General features: G+C 54.0%; 15 protein-coding genes. 6 read left to right on the forward strand and 9 right to left on the reverse strand.

Going from position 1 to position 15,216, the window contains the following annotated elements:
* Positions 1-53 precede the first annotated feature (53 nt).
* Positions 54-1,628: a trypsin-like peptidase domain-containing protein gene (locus tag ACR0JG_RS14165; RefSeq protein WP_480570599.1), complete on the reverse strand. Its 1,575-nt coding sequence runs from the start codon at positions 1,626-1,628 to the stop codon at positions 54-56.
* 452 nt (positions 1,629-2,080) lie between these two features.
* On the reverse strand, positions 2,081-3,103 hold the full coding sequence (locus ACR0JG_RS14170) for a helix-turn-helix domain-containing protein (RefSeq protein ID WP_480570602.1): 1,023 nt from the start codon (positions 3,101-3,103) through the stop codon (positions 2,081-2,083).
* Between the two features lie 96 nt (positions 3,104-3,199).
* Between ACR0JG_RS14170 and ACR0JG_RS14175 the strand changes: the two genes are divergently transcribed.
* Together ACR0JG_RS14175 and ACR0JG_RS14180 are read left to right on the forward strand one after the other, a co-directional pair.
* Positions 3,200-4,711, forward strand: coding sequence for a DUF1214 domain-containing protein (locus ACR0JG_RS14175; RefSeq protein WP_214648678.1), 1,512 nt, complete (start codon positions 3,200-3,202; stop codon positions 4,709-4,711).
* Positions 4,712-4,745: 34 nt separating this feature from the next.
* On the forward strand, positions 4,746-6,239 hold the full coding sequence (locus ACR0JG_RS14180) for a DUF1254 domain-containing protein (protein WP_170380003.1): 1,494 nt from the start codon (positions 4,746-4,748) through the stop codon (positions 6,237-6,239).
* 138 nt (positions 6,240-6,377) lie between these two features.
* Here the strand turns inward: ACR0JG_RS14180 and ACR0JG_RS14185 are convergent, their stop codons facing one another.
* The 3 genes from ACR0JG_RS14185 to ACR0JG_RS14195 are packed head-to-tail and all read right to left on the reverse strand — an operon-like array spanning position 6,378 to position 8,341.
* Positions 6,378-6,680 (reverse strand): hypothetical protein, encoded by a 303-nt coding sequence (locus ACR0JG_RS14185; RefSeq protein ID WP_214648679.1) that lies wholly within the window; start codon positions 6,678-6,680, stop codon positions 6,378-6,380.
* A 60-nt stretch (positions 6,681-6,740) separates the two neighbouring features.
* The gene (locus tag ACR0JG_RS14190; protein WP_170380001.1) at positions 6,741-7,511 is read right to left on the reverse strand and encodes a nuclear transport factor 2 family protein; all 771 of its coding nucleotides are present in this window, start codon (positions 7,509-7,511) and stop codon (positions 6,741-6,743) included.
* A 35-nt stretch (positions 7,512-7,546) separates the two neighbouring features.
* Complete coding sequence (locus ACR0JG_RS14195; protein ID WP_480570605.1) at positions 7,547-8,341, reverse strand: VOC family protein; 795 nt, start codon at positions 8,339-8,341, stop codon at positions 7,547-7,549.
* A 104-nt stretch (positions 8,342-8,445) separates the two neighbouring features.
* Here ACR0JG_RS14195 and ACR0JG_RS14200 point away from each other — a divergent pair, with 104 nt between their 5' ends.
* From ACR0JG_RS14200 to ACR0JG_RS14210, 3 genes are all read left to right on the forward strand, one after another.
* Positions 8,446-9,327: a LysR family transcriptional regulator gene (locus ACR0JG_RS14200; protein ID WP_170379999.1), complete on the forward strand. Its 882-nt coding sequence runs from the start codon at positions 8,446-8,448 to the stop codon at positions 9,325-9,327.
* Between the two features lie 334 nt (positions 9,328-9,661).
* The gene (locus ACR0JG_RS14205; protein ID WP_170403770.1) at positions 9,662-10,231 is read left to right on the forward strand and encodes a peroxidase-related enzyme; all 570 of its coding nucleotides are present in this window, start codon (positions 9,662-9,664) and stop codon (positions 10,229-10,231) included.
* Between the two features lie 68 nt (positions 10,232-10,299).
* On the forward strand, positions 10,300-10,644 hold the full coding sequence (locus ACR0JG_RS14210) for a cupin domain-containing protein (RefSeq protein ID WP_170403774.1): 345 nt from the start codon (positions 10,300-10,302) through the stop codon (positions 10,642-10,644).
* A gap of 401 nt (positions 10,645-11,045) precedes the next feature.
* Here ACR0JG_RS14210 and ACR0JG_RS14215 read toward each other — a convergent pair whose 3' ends face one another.
* Both ACR0JG_RS14215 and ACR0JG_RS14220 read right to left on the reverse strand, forming a co-directional pair.
* Positions 11,046-12,740: an adenylate/guanylate cyclase domain-containing protein gene (locus ACR0JG_RS14215; RefSeq protein WP_480570608.1), complete on the reverse strand. Its 1,695-nt coding sequence runs from the start codon at positions 12,738-12,740 to the stop codon at positions 11,046-11,048.
* Positions 12,737-13,219 carry a GFA family protein gene (locus ACR0JG_RS14220; protein ID WP_170800053.1) on the reverse strand — a complete coding sequence of 161 codons (483 nt, stop codon included), beginning with the start codon at positions 13,217-13,219 and terminating at the stop codon, positions 12,737-12,739. The genes ACR0JG_RS14215 and ACR0JG_RS14220 overlap by 4 nt, the downstream gene beginning before the upstream one ends.
* A gap of 212 nt (positions 13,220-13,431) precedes the next feature.
* On the opposite strand from ACR0JG_RS14220, the gene ACR0JG_RS14225 reads away from it, so the two are divergent.
* Entirely contained in the window at positions 13,432-13,926 is a 495-nt protein-coding gene (locus ACR0JG_RS14225) for a DUF6714 family protein (protein WP_170517372.1), read from the forward strand.
* Positions 13,927-14,105: 179 nt separating this feature from the next.
* Here the strand turns inward: ACR0JG_RS14225 and ACR0JG_RS14230 are convergent, their stop codons facing one another.
* Together ACR0JG_RS14230 and ACR0JG_RS14235 are read right to left on the reverse strand one after the other, a co-directional pair.
* On the reverse strand, positions 14,106-14,246 hold the full coding sequence (locus ACR0JG_RS14230; RefSeq protein WP_170403785.1) for a hypothetical protein: 141 nt from the start codon (positions 14,244-14,246) through the stop codon (positions 14,106-14,108).
* A 69-nt stretch (positions 14,247-14,315) separates the two neighbouring features.
* The gene (locus tag ACR0JG_RS14235; protein WP_170403787.1) at positions 14,316-15,149 is read right to left on the reverse strand and encodes an alpha/beta hydrolase family protein; all 834 of its coding nucleotides are present in this window, start codon (positions 15,147-15,149) and stop codon (positions 14,316-14,318) included.
* Between the last annotated feature and the right edge of the window lie 67 nt (positions 15,150-15,216).

A 15,216-nucleotide genomic window follows, 5' to 3' on the forward strand; every position in this document is an offset into this window, starting at 1 on the left:
TGAGCTATCTCTGTTGACGGTAACAGTCAGCGGGAGTTTCGCCCCAGTGGCTGCTACCGGATTTCCTCCAGAAGCACTTTGAGGTGCGATACAGGAACACCGATGTTGGAGCCGCCAAATTCAGGTAAGATCGCGGCATTGATAGCCACCACCTCGCCATTTCGGTTCAGGGCAGGTCCGCCGCTTCCGCCGGTTGTGGTTTCAGCATCATAAACGACTGCACCGGGACTGGTCTGGGCGACGATTCCCCGGCTGGCCAGAGGCCTGATCTTGTTCTGCTCTGAAAGATTTTTTGCAATCGTCCAGAAGTCGACGGCGCCATCGCTCTCCAGCGTTTTCAGAAAATCCGGCCCGGCCTGCACAATCAAGGCCTTTAGGCCAGTTGGAAATCCAAGCAGGAAAACTTCTTCACCTGCACGCGGCGGGTCAGGTGCCAGTGTAAGCCCAAGCCCTTGAACACGGTTCGCATCAACGGACAGAAGCGCCAGATCGGCCGTTTTGCTTGCCCTAAGCAATACCGCTTCCATTGGCTCGGATTGTTCTGGCAGATAAGCCAGCAGACTAAGTATCTCGGCTTCAAGCCCTGCTGCCTTCAGGGCCTGTGCCCGATCCCCGGTCGTCCAGGGCAAGGCGACATGACGGTTGGTCACCAACAGAGAGGTGTCCTGCAAAAGAAACCCGGTCCCGGTGAACTGAAACTCTGCCGGCGCGCCTGCCGCATCTGGCTCAATCCACGGTTTCCCGAATGGAGTTTTTAGTTTCTCCCCGTCTGGGCCAAGCACATGCCGCAGTAATTTGCCGCTTTCGGTTTGACGCAATCCGTAGGCCCCTTGGATAAAGGCAATGGATCGCGTCGAGCCCGTTATTACCCGCCTGGATGCACCAGCACGCTCTTCCAATGTCCCAAGGCGCTGTTCGGTGGAAAGCACCTGATTGTCAAACGCTTCTCTGAGCGCGACCAGATCATCCGCCGTCAATGCATCTTCTCGCGTCTGCGTAAGCATGACAGCAACCGCCTCGATCTTGAGAGATTCCTGTTTCAGGCTATCCGCCAGCTTCCGATCGTTCTGAAAAAGCAAATAGCCAAAGGCTGTAATCAGTAGAAGTAGACCGATAACGGTAAACCGGAACAAAACCGTGGTTTGTGATGTCAGTCGACGTCCGCCTTCGCGCAGCGCACTGGATATTTTGCTGGCGAAGGGTCGTCGGCTGGAGCGCGCATACACATAAGCGTCACCTATTATGTCTTCGACCGTGTGATGTGCAGGGAATGAGTGGTCACACATCCTGTAGCGCGACATGGGACCCTTTTCACCAAACTCGATCATGTCGCCATGCCTAAGAACTGCCGAAGCAGTCTTTTGACCATTGACCCAGATTTCCCGGCCGGGCAGCGCGTTTAGCGTGTAACCGCCTTGCGACCATTGAAAGGTCGCCACATCTTCGTCATGTGGGGGTACATCCTCTTTCCGCCTTATCTTCAGGATACGGTCTTGACCTAGTGAAGCGGACAAAGCGGTGCCGACAAGCCAGGTTACGGTTCCGCGAGACGGACCGGTCAAGCTTTCCAGAAATGCCCGGACATTGCCCGCTCCATATTCCGTATCGCTTTCATCCGGTAACCGCATGGTTCATCTCTGATCTTATGCGTTGCAAGCAGTTTATCATGCGCAATTGTGAAGCCGCCACAGCTTCCACGGAAAATGTTTGGATCGCGAGAACGGATCGTCAAGTTATAGATGACAACCCCATTTGTCCGGCTCAACTCCGGCTTGATAGACGTTCCCTCTACACGAGCAGCAGTGACCATACTTAACGTTTGCAACACTTCTGGTACTGCGGCTGCACCAAGCGAGAAATTCGAATTCACAGGCTAGGCTCACAGTTGACCTAGGGTGCATCACAGTATCAGCGACAGGGCCAGCAGACGGCCCAGAGCCAACTTTGAACACCACATCGAATTTCTGCGGTCGCAGCCCGCTTTGCGGTCATTCGCTGCAAGAGCAGCGTTTTGACAAGGCCGAGCTCACAGTTTGCAGGACAAAGCAGACATTGGAAGATTGCTCTCGCGACCCACAAGTCAACTATTGTCGGAGTTCATCTTGCGATAGTCAGAGGGCGTCAGTCCCGTCACCTTCCTAAATGCGCGGCTGAAATTATTTGCGGTTTCATATCCTAGCATGGAGGAGATACTGGAGACTGTCTCGCGCGTATCTGTGAGGAGTTCCTCGGCCCTTGCTACCCTGACATCGTTGACGATTTCGCGAAAATGAACCCCTTCGGTTGCTAACTTCCGTTGTAGTGTGCGAACGCCAAGATCGAGCGAACGCGCGGTGGCATCAATCGACATTTCCTCCCGATGAAGTTGTTGCCAAACCACTTCCTCGACTTGTCCTCTAAGTGTTTGAGGTGGGCCGCCCAATCGTTCGCGAGAAATATCTCCGACGGTTGTCGAGCCGCCGGTAAGTTTTTTGGGCGTGGTTTCGGCTCGCAAAGCCGATGCATCAAAATCAACCCCAAGCCGGGAGGCGTTCCAGATTACAGGACAAGCGTAGGTGTCTTCTGCCTCGACAAATCCAGGAACCTTCGGGAAGTCCAAGAGCACGGCAGATGGCTTCCAGTCGCTTCCTAAATACGCGCGGAATATGCTCAAAAAAACCCCAACGGCCGAGAAGCCGATGTCCGGATACGCGAAATGCGAGCGAAGTCCAAAACGATAACAGTAGCGCGCGCTTGTGCCCGAAGTTTCAAGCCACGCGCGATCCGTAGACGAATGAAATGGCATGACGGCAGAAGCTCGTATTAGCGCTGCCCCCAGCGTTGGAGCAGAAAGAACGTAACTCCCCCAGGCGCCGTAGTCAGCGACAGTGAGATACGGTGACCACAACAATCCGATGTTTTGTTGTCCCGTGGATCGTGCGGCTTCGTGCACAAAGGTCGCCAAGGCATGCTCCGAGATGTAACCGCCTCTTTCCTCAATGAAGTGAACAGGAAGATCGGCAGAGTCAAAAGCACGCAACAAGCGTCTTTCCCCAGCGGCCTCAAGCACAAACTGGGGCATCGCGCCCAAGGCCTTAGCCGAAATCATCGGTGGTAGGTTCAATCCGTCAACCCGCTTGTTCGCCCGCGTGTCGTGAAATGATACGCATCGGCTGAACGGATGTGCAAGCTTTCCCTAAACAGCAGGGAGCATTGCAATATGAAAATACTTCGGCCATTACACGGCGGTTTTTCGATGCATTTTTTGGGAATGGTGCTCGGCGCAGGTATTTCTGCTTCACCAGTTTTCTCCCAGTCCTTCAACGACACGGGCGACATCCTTGCACGATCAGCCGAGGTCGAGGACATCGAGTACAAGATTATGGTGCAGCGTGCCACCCAGACGGCCATCTGGGGAATGCCTGCCGCCGGTATGATCGATTTCCTCAAGGGCATTCGCCGCGACCTCGGTGGCGACTACAATGACATCATTTATCTCAACAAGCCGTTCGACTCCAAACATGGGTTTCTTACGGCCAACGATGTTACGGCCTATGCTTGGGCTTCAATGACCTCCGAACCCGGTCCCCTTGTCATTGAAGTGCCCGCTGCCACCGACAAGGTGAACTACTTCGGTACAATCGTGAATGCTTGGGATGTTCCTATTGTGGACGTAGGTCCCGATGGTTTCGATGAAGGTGCCGGCGGCAAGTACCTCATGCTACCCCCAGGCTACGAAGGGGAAATGTCGCTGGAGGAATTGACTGAAGCGGGATACCTTCCCTTTGAAACAGATACCTACGAATATGGTTTTTCGTTCCGGCCAAAACTGACGAATGGCGGAACGGACACCGATGCGGCCGAGTACGCTCAGACGATCAAAGTGTACTACCTGTCTGAGGCTGACAATCCACCACCCAACAACTATCTCGAAGCGTCAGAAGTGCCGTACGACTCGCTTCCATACTACAACGAGACCTTCTTTCAGGACTTGAATGATTACGTTCAAAACAACCCCGTCAGACAACAAGACAAGGTCATGGTAAATTTCCTGAAGGATCTCGGGATCGAAAAGGGAAAACCTTTCGAACCATCGGAAATTCAGTTGAAAGCAATGAATGAGGGTTTGTTGTTGGCGTATGCCTCTATGCAGAACTACTTTGTTACGCCCGGCAAAGCCATGATACCGCTCTGGGTCGACGATAGCGGCGAGATGAAAAGCCAGTGGCTGATATGGGACTTTGCCGAAGGTCAACCCGAGGCAGGCTTCCCGTATGAGACTGAGACAGAGGTACTTGTGGATGCGCGTGCGGGCGGCAGCTACTTCTGGATCACGTACCTGCCGAAACAACTCGGTGGCGGTACCTTTTATCTGACGGGCCTTCGCGACAGCGACGGCGACATGTACGACCACAATCAGACTTACAGACTTAACGTGCCAGCAGACACACCTGCCGACGATTTCTGGTCCGTGATTGTTTATTCGATGGAGACCAAGAGCTTCATCCGGAACGTTGATCCAGTGGGTCTGTCCGAGCGCGACACAGACTCTATGCAAGCCGATGAAGACGGTTCTTACGACATCTTTTTTGGACCGGAGGCACCGGAAGGCAAGGAAAGCAACTGGATACCAACCACAGAGCCGTACTTCCTTTTGTTCCGTCTATATGGGCCGCAAGACGGATGGTTGGAAAGTGGCTGGATGCTGGGCGATCTAGAAAAAGTAAACTGATCAAAACAAACAAAAATTCCCAATGGAGTGAACAATGAAAACAAAGTCGTTAGCCGTGCTGACCGCCCTGGTACTCGCATCGCAATCTCCAGCCCAAGAGTACAAGGCTGAAGTTCCGGATAGCATAATCGTACCGGATCAGGTGGAGACACGATTTGGAACGTTGGAATATTTTGACGGCTTGCCGACGCCGGATACAGCTAAGCTGTCGTATAACGCATTAAATTTCATGCGTGGCATGCAGGTATTCATGGATGGAATGCCTGCAGCCTCAACATATGCAATGTGTCACGGGCTCGAAGAGGGCGCTGGCGTTGATCCGATGAAGATCGGGATCTTTGAAGACCTGTATAACGCCCGTTCGCTTCTTCTCACGCCGAACACCACGACAATCTACATTCTTAACTGTACGGACCTGTCCGAAGGGCCAGTGGTTTACGACGTGCCGCCGGGCATGCTGGGGTTCGTGAACGATGCCTATATGCGTTATGTCACTGACATCGGGAACGCTGGGCCTGACGCTGGCGAGGGTGGGAAGTTCTTGATCGTTCCGCCCGACTATGAAGGTGAGTTGCCGGACGACGGTTACTATATTGTGAAGCCGCCAAGCTATCGGAACTGGTTTCTGTTGCGTGCGTTTTATGGGGAAGACGGCGTTGGAGCCGCAGTGGATCGTGTGAAGGAAACTCTTCGTGTTTACCGGTGGGAAGACCGCGACGCGCCGCCCGATCAGGAATTTGTGAACCTGACTGATCTTCAGTTCAACACGATACACGCCAATGACTTTTCCTTCTTTGAAGAGATGAAGGCCGTTGTAGACAACGAAGCGGAAGGAGCACTTCCCGATGAATTGATGGGAGCAATGTTCTCGCTGGGTATCCGAAAAGGTGAACCATTTGAACCCGATGACGAACTGAGGCTGCTGCTCACAGAGGCAGTCGCATTGGGCACGGCGGCGGCTAAGTCGTTGAATTTTGCTCCTCGCTCGCGTGCGCCATTCTACTATGACGAAGGGTATTGGAAGACGGCGTTCGTCGGTGGCAATCATGAGTTCCAGGCGGGGGACGTGAAAATCCTCGATGCGCGGACCCTGTTCCACTACTACGCGACTGGCATTACGCCTGCCATGGTTGCACAAAAGGTTGGTGTCGGGTCGCAATATGCGCTGGCAAACCGGGACAGTGACGGGAACTACTTCGATGGGAGCAACACCTATTCCGTCACCATCCCGCCAAATCCGCCCGCGCAGGATTACTGGTCTTTCGTCGTTTACGACACCCAAACCCGTTCACTGCTCGAAACTGATCAGAAACTCGCAGGGGTCGACAGCAACCAAGCTACATTGGAAGCGAATGAAGACGGAAGTTACACTGTCTGGTTCGCGCCTGAAGCGCCTGAAGGCAAAGAGGGCAACTGGATACAGACGATGCCGGGCAAATCTTGGTCGACCGTACTGCGATTGTATGGCCCTCTCGAGCCTTGGTTCGACGGATCGTGGCGCCCGGGCGAGATCGAACTTATGGAGTGATAGACTGTCAATTTAGCGCCCTAACAGTTCGCTATCGAGAACGAGATGTCGTGCCATGTGAGTGCGCATCCCGAACAACGCGACAACAACCAGGGGAGGGCGGCAACTACCTCGTAGTGCCGCCCTTCTGTTTGTCTGCTATCGCGCTAAATTGTAGCGTGTCATCGACATTGTGGTTGCATCGATCATGCTCATGAATCGTTCAGCAGCGGGTGCTGATGCAAAGCTATCCATGGACGCTTGGGCGTCTTCGGCACTTTCCCAGTTAACTACCACTGCCCATTTGCCATCTGTGAATGCAGCTTGGCGCGAGACAAAGCCTGGTTGTTTGCTGACATGCTCATCTTCGATGACTTTATCAACAGGTTCGAACTCTTGCGGTGTAACGCCTTCAGCAAGGTCCATCGTCACAATTTCAATGACGCCGACGTCTTGTGCCATTGCGTTACCTCCTACGAGCATTATCAGGGTGATCAAGAACGCTTTCATGATGGCACCCGATCAAAACTTTCCATTGTCGTGGGCCATCTCGGACGGGATGTCCGCGATTACGTCCCAATGCTCAACGATCTTGCCGTCTTCGACGCGGAACAGGTCATAGAAGGCAGTCGGCTTGTCGGCAAACGTGCCCTCGGAGGCGGTGAAGACAAAGTTGCCCTCGGCCACAACAATGTGGACGTCCGTGTAGATCATCTGGATGCCTTGCTCGGCCATGCCTGCAAGAGCCGCACCCAAACCGTCCAGACCGTCGGCAATGTTGCTGTTGTGCTGTATGTAGGTCTCCGTCGACAGAAATTCGGTTATCCGGTCAACGTCGCCATCCTTCAGGATGGTGTGCACAAAGTCTGTGACCAGCGCCTTGTTCTCAGCGGTCTTATCCAGATCGGTTATCTCAGTTGGACCATCGGTCTGAGTATGACCCGACGGGTTCGGCGGTGTGATTGGTGTCAGGTTGTCCCAGTGTTCTGCAACCTTTCCGTCCTCGACGCGGAAGACATCAAAGCCAACCAAGGTGTCTGCACCAAACGCCTGGGCGTTGTTGTAGGTGGTATGCAGGACGACGATATCGCCCTCCGTGATGACCCGGTGGATGTCCACCTCGATCCCGCTTTCCTTAAGACCGGGGATAAACCCCAGGATTGGAGCGGCACCTGTGGGTACAGCAGGGTTGTGCTGAATGTAGTCATTTGCCAGCAGTTGTTCGGCTGCGGTTGCGTCGAAGTTGACGAAAATGGCGGCTACAGCCTCCAATACGAGCTCTTTAGGTGTCATTGTTGTTGTCCTCTCTTGGTTTGATTTGACGATATTCACGCGGCGCAGGCTTGCGCCGAGTTGATCGTGAATTCAGTGCCCCACGGGTCGACCTTGCGGCCGGGCGTGAGAGTTTTGGGGTCTGCCAACAGCTCAACACTTGTGAGACCAGCGGCCCCAGCAGAGCGCGAGCCTGCTCCCTTGGATTGCCAAGCGTTTGTAGCTAGGTGGTGATGGTAGCCACCGGACCCGAACCAGCGGGCTGAGGGCAGCTCAAAGGTCTGAACCATACTCAGTTCGTCAGTAACGAATTTCGCTGCTTTGCTGACATCACCGACACGTAAATGAACGTGTCCGATGACTGTGCCTTGTGGTGCGCCTTGCCACTGTGTGGCATCTTCTGTGAGTGATTTCAGATCGAGCGGGTGCGTTGTCATGTGGACGGTGTCGCCCTCGCGTTTCCACATTTTGCGAGGCAGGTCACGATAGATTTCGATGCCGTTTCCTTCGGGATCGTTCAGATAAAGCGCCTCGCTGACACCGTGGTGGGATGCCCCGTCCAGGCGAACACCGCGCTCATCCGCGTAGATCAGCCATGCGCCGAGGTCTTGTTTGGAAGGCAACAGAAATGCCGTGTGAAACAGCCCCGCCTCTTTAGGAAAGGGTTTGGCGTTTCGGTCCTGGCGCAGCTCGATCAGCGTTCCAGCCTCGGTGCCGAGGTAGGCGCTTTCACCGTCGCGTTCGATCAGGCCGAGGCCAATCACGTCTTCATAGAAGGTGGCGGTCTTATCCAGATCGCGCACCGTCAGGGCGACCTGACCTATTGAGATGGGGGCGTCTGACGCTGCCATGTTCTTTTCTCCTGCGATTAAGCTTGAGAGGAACTTAGCGATGGTCTTTTCTCCATAAAATGGCGATAAGAGCGAGTGTGTATCGCGCAAATGGAGACAATTCTATGGACCGGATCGACGGGATGCAGAGCTTCGTGGCTGTTGTGGAATCCGGTTCTTTTGCCGCCGCCGGACAACGGCTTGGCATTTCAAACAAGCTGGTCAGCAAGCGTGTCGCACAGCTCGAAAACATGGTTGGGCTGAATCTTCTCCATCGCACCACCAGGTCTATGTCGCTGACCCACGAGGGGGAGCGATATCTGGAAGGAGCGCGACGAGTGCTGGCTGAGATGGAGCAGTTGGAGACTGAGTTTGACGCTTCAGAGGGCTTGAAGGGCATCGTTCGTGTGGCCGCGCCCCTTACCTATGGCGACACGGCGGTGGCTAAAGCAGCAAGCCGCTTCGTAGAGCAACACCCGAACGTCACGGTCGAATTGGACTTGTCGGATCATTATGCCGATCTGGCCAAGGGCGGTTTCGATATCGCAATACGGATCGGCGCGCTCAGTGACTCCAGTTTGGTCGTTCGCAAGCTTGGTGAAACGCATATGAAAGTCGTCGCGACCCCTTCCTACCTTGAAGAACATGGCGCACCTTCACATCCTGCGGAACTCTCGGACCACATTTGCATTCGAGATGCGAACAACCCGGATCCAAACCGCTGGCCCTTCCAGATCGAAGGGCAAACCGTGCAGGTGCCTGTCTCTGGCCCATTTCTCGCAAACAGTCCTCCCGCCTGCCTCGTTCCGACGCGCGCAGGGAGCGGCATCTTCATATGCCCAGATGTGTTTTTGGGGGACGACCTTGAAACCGGACGTCTTGTGCAACTCTTTCCGGAGTTCCATTCCCGCACTTTGCCGATCCAAAGCGTGCAGTTGCCTTCGGCCTTTCGAAAGCCGCGTGTTAAGTCCTTTGTCGAGTTTATGCGTGAAGAGATTCGAGCGTAGGAAGTCCAAAGCAGTCACTCGCGCTATGCGCAGCATTTGGTAGGTATGGGCTCATTCCGGACCTCGAAGCAGGTGCAGCAAGTCCCCTGCCCCGCAGTCAGTTGATCGCGTAGAACGGCCCATTCCAGCCATTCATCGTGTAAGCTCACGCTGCAATGCAGCTTCACCGAACCGGACTTTCGCTTCGGGAGCGATGTCCGTCGGTAGTCGAACTCACGGCCTAGCGGACCAAGCTGACATTTGTGAAGACCGAGCGAGATGTTAGTCTGATGCCAATGAGGCGTTTTGGGCAGCACATATTTCTGTCAAGATTTCTTGTCGTGGAGGACACCAAATGAAAAGGCTTTTCCCGTCACTTTCCGACGGCGCTACGCTCGGCGACGTATTTCAGATGTTTCCAAAAAAGTTGGCTCCATGGTGTGAGTATGAAAGCCTAGTAATGCGGGGAGAGAGCGAACTTTCTGCTTCTGAGCGGGAGCTTATTGCCGCCTATGTTTCTGGTTTGAATGCATGCTCATATTGCTACGACGCCCATACAGTCTTTGCCCGTGCTTATGGCATTGATCCAAAGGTGATTGAGGCACTGATGGAGGATCCAAACTCTGCCTCGGTGGATACTCGGATCCGGCCCATTCTCGCCTACGTCGCAAAACTCACACTCTCACCTGCCCGTATGACAGAAGAGGACTCACAGGCGGTCTACGATGCTGGATGGTCAGAAGAAGCATTGTTCGATGCTATTCAGGTTTGCGGCGTGTTCAATTTGGTGAACCGTATCATTGAAGGCTCTGGTATCAGCAAAATTGTGCACGACTCCGGAGCACTCGATGAGCAAACGCGCACAAAACTAACCAGCGATTCCTTCTACACCGATTTTGGCCGAGCCAACGGTCTCAATGTCTGAATTTGGGACGAAGCTGGCATATGGTTGCGCCGTTGTTATACTGCCCGTCTCAAAGAGAGGGACTTTCCATGTCTTGGCGACTTCTCCGAAAAGCTGACTGGGCTTCTAGCGACGGTTGGAACGGAAAGTTCGAAGGGGCGGATGCCGGCGTGGGCGTGTCATTTCTTTTCAATGAAGTCAGCGATGCGGGCAAAGGTCCCCCACTTCACAAGCATCCATACGATGAAGTCTATATCGTCAGGCAAGGCCAGGCACATGTAATTGTTGGAGACGACACAACGGAAGTGACCGTTGGTGATATTCTGATAATCCCGGCCGGCACCGCACACAAAGTCCTGACGGCGGGGTCAGGTCCGACCGAAATAATTAGCGTTCAATTGTCCGGAAAACTCGAGGTGCAATTCCTGGAGTAACGCCGTGCGTTTGAATCTTATTTGGCCTGACATGCTAAAGGCCCGCACCGGGATAATTGCTGCCATCAGTGTAATGGCAGTATCTTAAACCTGGCACTGTCTCGCTCTGTCGAGGACAGCCCGAACTGGACATTGAACATCGCCTCCGAATGCTGCTATTGCAGCCCACGCTCGCGGCATTCGCTGTGACTGCGAAAGTTAGCATCAGTAAAAATTGCCACTTTCCAGGGTTAAGAAATTTTCGCTGAACAAATCGTCATCGACGTCCGCATTGCGAATTGAGCGCTTTCACTGCTTGCAAATCCAAATTTAGGTTTAGGATTGTGAGCACGTCTCGTGGAGTTGGAAACCGATCATCGCATCCAACTCAAATTGCACACGACACTGTCTCGGGCGAACTTCTATTCAGGCAGCCCCACCGCGCGAAGCCCATCTAGGATTGCGTCCCACCGTGTGGGATCCTGAAAATGGAAACTGCGCACGCCGCTAATCCGGAAGTCCGGATCTGATGCCAAAAGGGCCTCCCGCGCCCTTTCTCCCTGAGCATTTAGACCGGCCTGACCCGCTGCGCTGGCAAGATACAATTGCGCGACCGGCAGCCCCGGCGAGTTTTGTAGAGCCCGGTTGGCATTGGCGATGGCATTCTCGAAGTCGCCCATAACCAGATATGTCTGGGCCAACGCTTGTGGGACACGGTGATATATCCGGTTCTTGGCCAGAGAAAATGAGCCCTTTTTGATGGAGTTCAGCGCTAACTCTGGTTGGCCCATCAGGTTCTGAATCCAGCCCAGTACCATATGTCCCTGGGCAAACTGCGGACTGATTTCGAACCCACGTTCAACACACCGCACCGCCGCATCCAAATCGCCGGTAATGCCGTAGTGAAAAATCCCCCGGATCAGGTGCACGTAGTCGCTTTGATCATTCAACGACACCGCCTTGCTCAGCCCGGCGTCGGCGGCTTCAATATCCTCCGGGCTTATCGGACGGTAACCCCATACCAATTCGCCGATCAACGTGTTCGCCTTCATCCCAACGGCCATGAAATTGCGTGGCTGGACCGTCAGGATCCTGTCCAACAGACGACCCGCCGCCTCCCATTCTTCGGGCTGCGATCCCATCATGTAATGCCCCGCAAGATTCAGCATTACCTCGGGGTCGCTTGTCTCAGTCTCGGCCGCGTGCTCAGCAATTCGTTGCAGAATTCCGTATCGGATCGTTGTCGCGATTTCCCCTGACAACAGATCTTCTGCCACGAAAGGGTCGGAAAGATCACCGTTCATCCGCTGGGTCAGATAGGTTGCTGACGTGCTCGTCTCGCGTAGCTTTAGGGTGGTACGGACCTGGTTGCCGGACGCCTGAAACACCGCCGTGGCGATATGATCCGGGTCCGCGTCGGGGGCGATCAGATCCAAACCCGTCAGATTGGCCAGCGCCGCCTCCACGGTGTGATTGCAGGCTTCTGCCAGCATCTTGGCATCATCATTGCTGCCAAGGGCTTCGAATGCCGCGAGGGCTATGGTCGGTTTCCTGGATGTACCACCGATGGGTGGTGTGCTGACACTGTCCTGCGCACCATCTTGGTCCGGGGGCCAAACAAAGGCGCGGATCGGGCGCGAGATGTTTTTTAATGTCAATTCACCGACATCCGCAAATAGCTCGTCCATTACGCCAACGATCTGGTCACGAACGGCAGCGGAGATGCAAATCCCGCCCGTCGGGGCTGCGCCCTCTAAGCGAACTGCGAGATTCACACCGTCACCATAGATATCGCCGTCATCAACAACCACATCGCCTATGTGAAGTCCCATGCGGTAACTGATCTGCCGATTTTGAGGAGCGGATTCTTCCTCTGAGCGAACTGCTTCTTGCGCCGCTATCGCAAACCGTACCGCTTCCACTACGCTTGAAAACTCGGCCAGAAATCCGTCGCCCGTTGACTTGATAATCTTACCACCTGCCTGCTTGATGCCGGGATCAAACACGGACACGCGCAGTTCTTTCTGACGCGCCAGCGTGGCTTCCTCGGCGGCTTCCACAAGCCGCGAGAAGCCGACAATGTCGGCAGCCAAGATCGAGGTGAGTTTGCGTTTCACCCTTCGGCTCGTGTGTTCAAGGAAATCCAACCGGTTTTATCCGGTTCAGCCACAGCAACCCCATCCCCACCGAACGATATTGGGACCGTCTGCCATTTCGGCAGGCCATCGGCCATGTCGAAAACACGCTCGCCGTAGAAGATGTGAAAGGCCGGCTCGAAGCTCAAACCAGATTCAGCCAGCGACATTGCGTAGACCGCGACGATGTCCTTTCCGGGTTTGATATTCACCAATGCACCCCCACATTTACCACAGGAAACACGATGGCTTTCATCATTCTTGTCCGAGTGAACCGTCGGTCCTGACAACGAGACATTGTCTGCCGACCAGAGGCACCAGGCATTGACCGGCGCCGAATGCCATTTTCTACAAGAGTGGCAATGACAATAAGCCATAACCATCGGCTCACCGACAGTAGAAACTCTACATGCGCCGCAGTAGCAGATTCCTTGGTAGGTTTCAGAATCGCCGCTCATCATCTTTTCCCAAATCGATCAAGGGCGCTCTTTGTAACACACTAAGGACACCCGGCTTCCGCAATACATTTCTAAACATACAACCCAATTTTGCTGCCCCAAAGTAGCTTCTTCATCTCCGCTGCTGAACTTCGAACGATATCCTGAAAAAGCCTTTGTCCGGTGTCCATGGCAATCACTCGATTTCGGGGTTTCAGCCAGTTTAATATGTCACCATGCCAAAGGTAACGACAACAACGGAAGCTCTTGCAACCCGGATCACTGCTGCATTTGACGGCCTTGATCCACCTGCTGATGATGAACTTCTTCACCCCGAAAGTATGGATGACGTGGATATTCTTGAATTCTATGGAGGGGTCAAATGGCATGAGATGACCGATCAAATGATCGTATACGGGTACGCAGCCCCCACTGCCTTCAGCGCCAAGGCCTTTCAGTATTATTTGCCCGCGTATCTGCTTTGGACTCTGCGAAATTCAGACAGTCCGGAATATGCCAGTGAAAGCATCCTACTTGCACTCGACCCCGGCACATCGAAAGAACTGCTGCATGAGTTCAGGAAGTCCAAGTTCAACCAATTGACGCCTGCACAGAACGAGGCCGTGTTGAGGTTTCTGTACTATTTTAGCGACCATCCTGATCTCGGTGAGTTAGCGGAAACTGCATTGGTCAACTACTGGATTGACCAAGGCGTGCGGTCACCGGGTTGATTATTTCTACCTATCTGATGTGGCTCTTCGCAGCGCTTTTTTGTCCTAACCGGTTTACTGCTGTCAGTGACTGAGAATGAGCAATGGCAACGGCTATGGGGCGGTTCCAGTGCGCTGTCACTTGGCCTTTTTGCAATATCCATGGCAGCGGGTGGTTTACTCAGAGGCCAGATAAGAATTCATTTTTCGATTATCCGCCGCTCCAGCCAGCCGCGTTTGTTCTTCAGCGCTATCGCATTGGTGTCCGCCGCCTGCGCCGGTGTCATCATTGCTGCTATCTGGGCAATTTCCTTTAAGGGTAAGTGAAGTTCACCCGACACGGTGTGCCTCGGAGCAAATGGGCTAGTTTTGGCTGAGCGATCACCCGACCGCTGTGATTTCGTGGTTCGTCAGTTTTCCAGGCTTTCGAACCAGTCGAGCGCCATCGTTCCCCATTCTTTTGGATAGCCGTGCCCACCGTCGTGCAAAAAGAGTTCAAGACTACCGTGTTCGCATTCCCACCGTTTGCGCCAAAGATTGGCCGTTACTTCGTTTTCTGTCGCGTTGTGTTGGCATTCGTTTCTTCGCCGCCATAACGCAAGACCCTCCCAGACATCGGCCTGGGTAATGTTGATATCGAACTCTTCATTGTGTATTGATCTGCCCTCAAGCGGCACAACCTTGTCAGTGAAACCGTGCGTATGAAGCATATGTACCGGGCCAAAACACTCCTCAGTCATGGGAAGCCAGAAGCCACCGGACGCAGGGGCATAGCCACGCGCCAGGTCAGGCGCGAGGCACGCAACTTCCCACACCATGGAACCACCTCGTGAGAACCCTGTCAGCAGCACCTGGTCCGGGTTTACGTCTGCACGGATCACGAGATCCGCCAGCACGTCACGGAGAAACCTGACATCAGAGCGGGGATAGGTAATCCACCCATCCCTAACCGACCAGTCAGCAGGTTTTCCTTCCAGCCATGGCAATGCGGTCGGTGCCACAAACGCATAACCCCGCGCAGTGAATGTTTCGACGAACTGCTTGTTTTTAAGTACCTTTGCTCCGGACCCGCCATAACCATGCAAGTGCATCACGACCGGCCCGCCCCGCCATTCATCTGGCAGGGCGATGTGGTATTCACCGGTGTCTATTTTGCAGGGATTGGATACATCTCCACAATCAAGCGCAAAGGCCTGCCCCGAAATCAGAAACATGGACAATGCGATTGTTACCTTTTCGAGCATATCTGGATCCCTCCCGATGTCTGACCGTACCATATTACGGAAAGGGCTTTTTTGAGACGGCGGTGGT

Source organism: Ruegeria sp. AD5, assembly GCF_056542345.1.

Coding starts and splice junctions, on each gene's coding strand:
- ACR0JG_RS14165 (WP_480570599.1), bottom strand. CDS start 1,628: ATGCGGTTACCGGATGAAAGCGATACGGAATATGGAGCGGGCAATGTC.
- ACR0JG_RS14175 (WP_214648678.1), top strand. CDS start 3,200: ATGAAAATACTTCGGCCATTACACGGCGGTTTTTCGATGCATTTTTTG.
- ACR0JG_RS14180 (WP_170380003.1), top strand. CDS start 4,746: ATGAAAACAAAGTCGTTAGCCGTGCTGACCGCCCTGGTACTCGCATCG.
- ACR0JG_RS14185 (WP_214648679.1), bottom strand. CDS start 6,680: ATGGCACAAGACGTCGGCGTCATTGAAATTGTGACGATGGACCTTGCT.
- ACR0JG_RS14190 (WP_170380001.1), bottom strand. CDS start 7,511: ATGACACCTAAAGAGCTCGTATTGGAGGCTGTAGCCGCCATTTTCGTC.
- ACR0JG_RS14195 (WP_480570605.1), bottom strand. CDS start 8,341: ATGGCAGCGTCAGACGCCCCCATCTCAATAGGTCAGGTCGCCCTGACG.
- ACR0JG_RS14200 (WP_170379999.1), top strand. CDS start 8,446: ATGGACCGGATCGACGGGATGCAGAGCTTCGTGGCTGTTGTGGAATCC.
- ACR0JG_RS14205 (WP_170403770.1), top strand. CDS start 9,662: ATGAAAAGGCTTTTCCCGTCACTTTCCGACGGCGCTACGCTCGGCGAC.
- ACR0JG_RS14210 (WP_170403774.1), top strand. CDS start 10,300: ATGTCTTGGCGACTTCTCCGAAAAGCTGACTGGGCTTCTAGCGACGGT.
- ACR0JG_RS14220 (WP_170800053.1), bottom strand. CDS start 13,219: ATGATGAGCGGCGATTCTGAAACCTACCAAGGAATCTGCTACTGCGGC.
- ACR0JG_RS14225 (WP_170517372.1), top strand. CDS start 13,432: ATGCCAAAGGTAACGACAACAACGGAAGCTCTTGCAACCCGGATCACT.
- ACR0JG_RS14235 (WP_170403787.1), bottom strand. CDS start 15,149: ATGCTCGAAAAGGTAACAATCGCATTGTCCATGTTTCTGATTTCGGGG.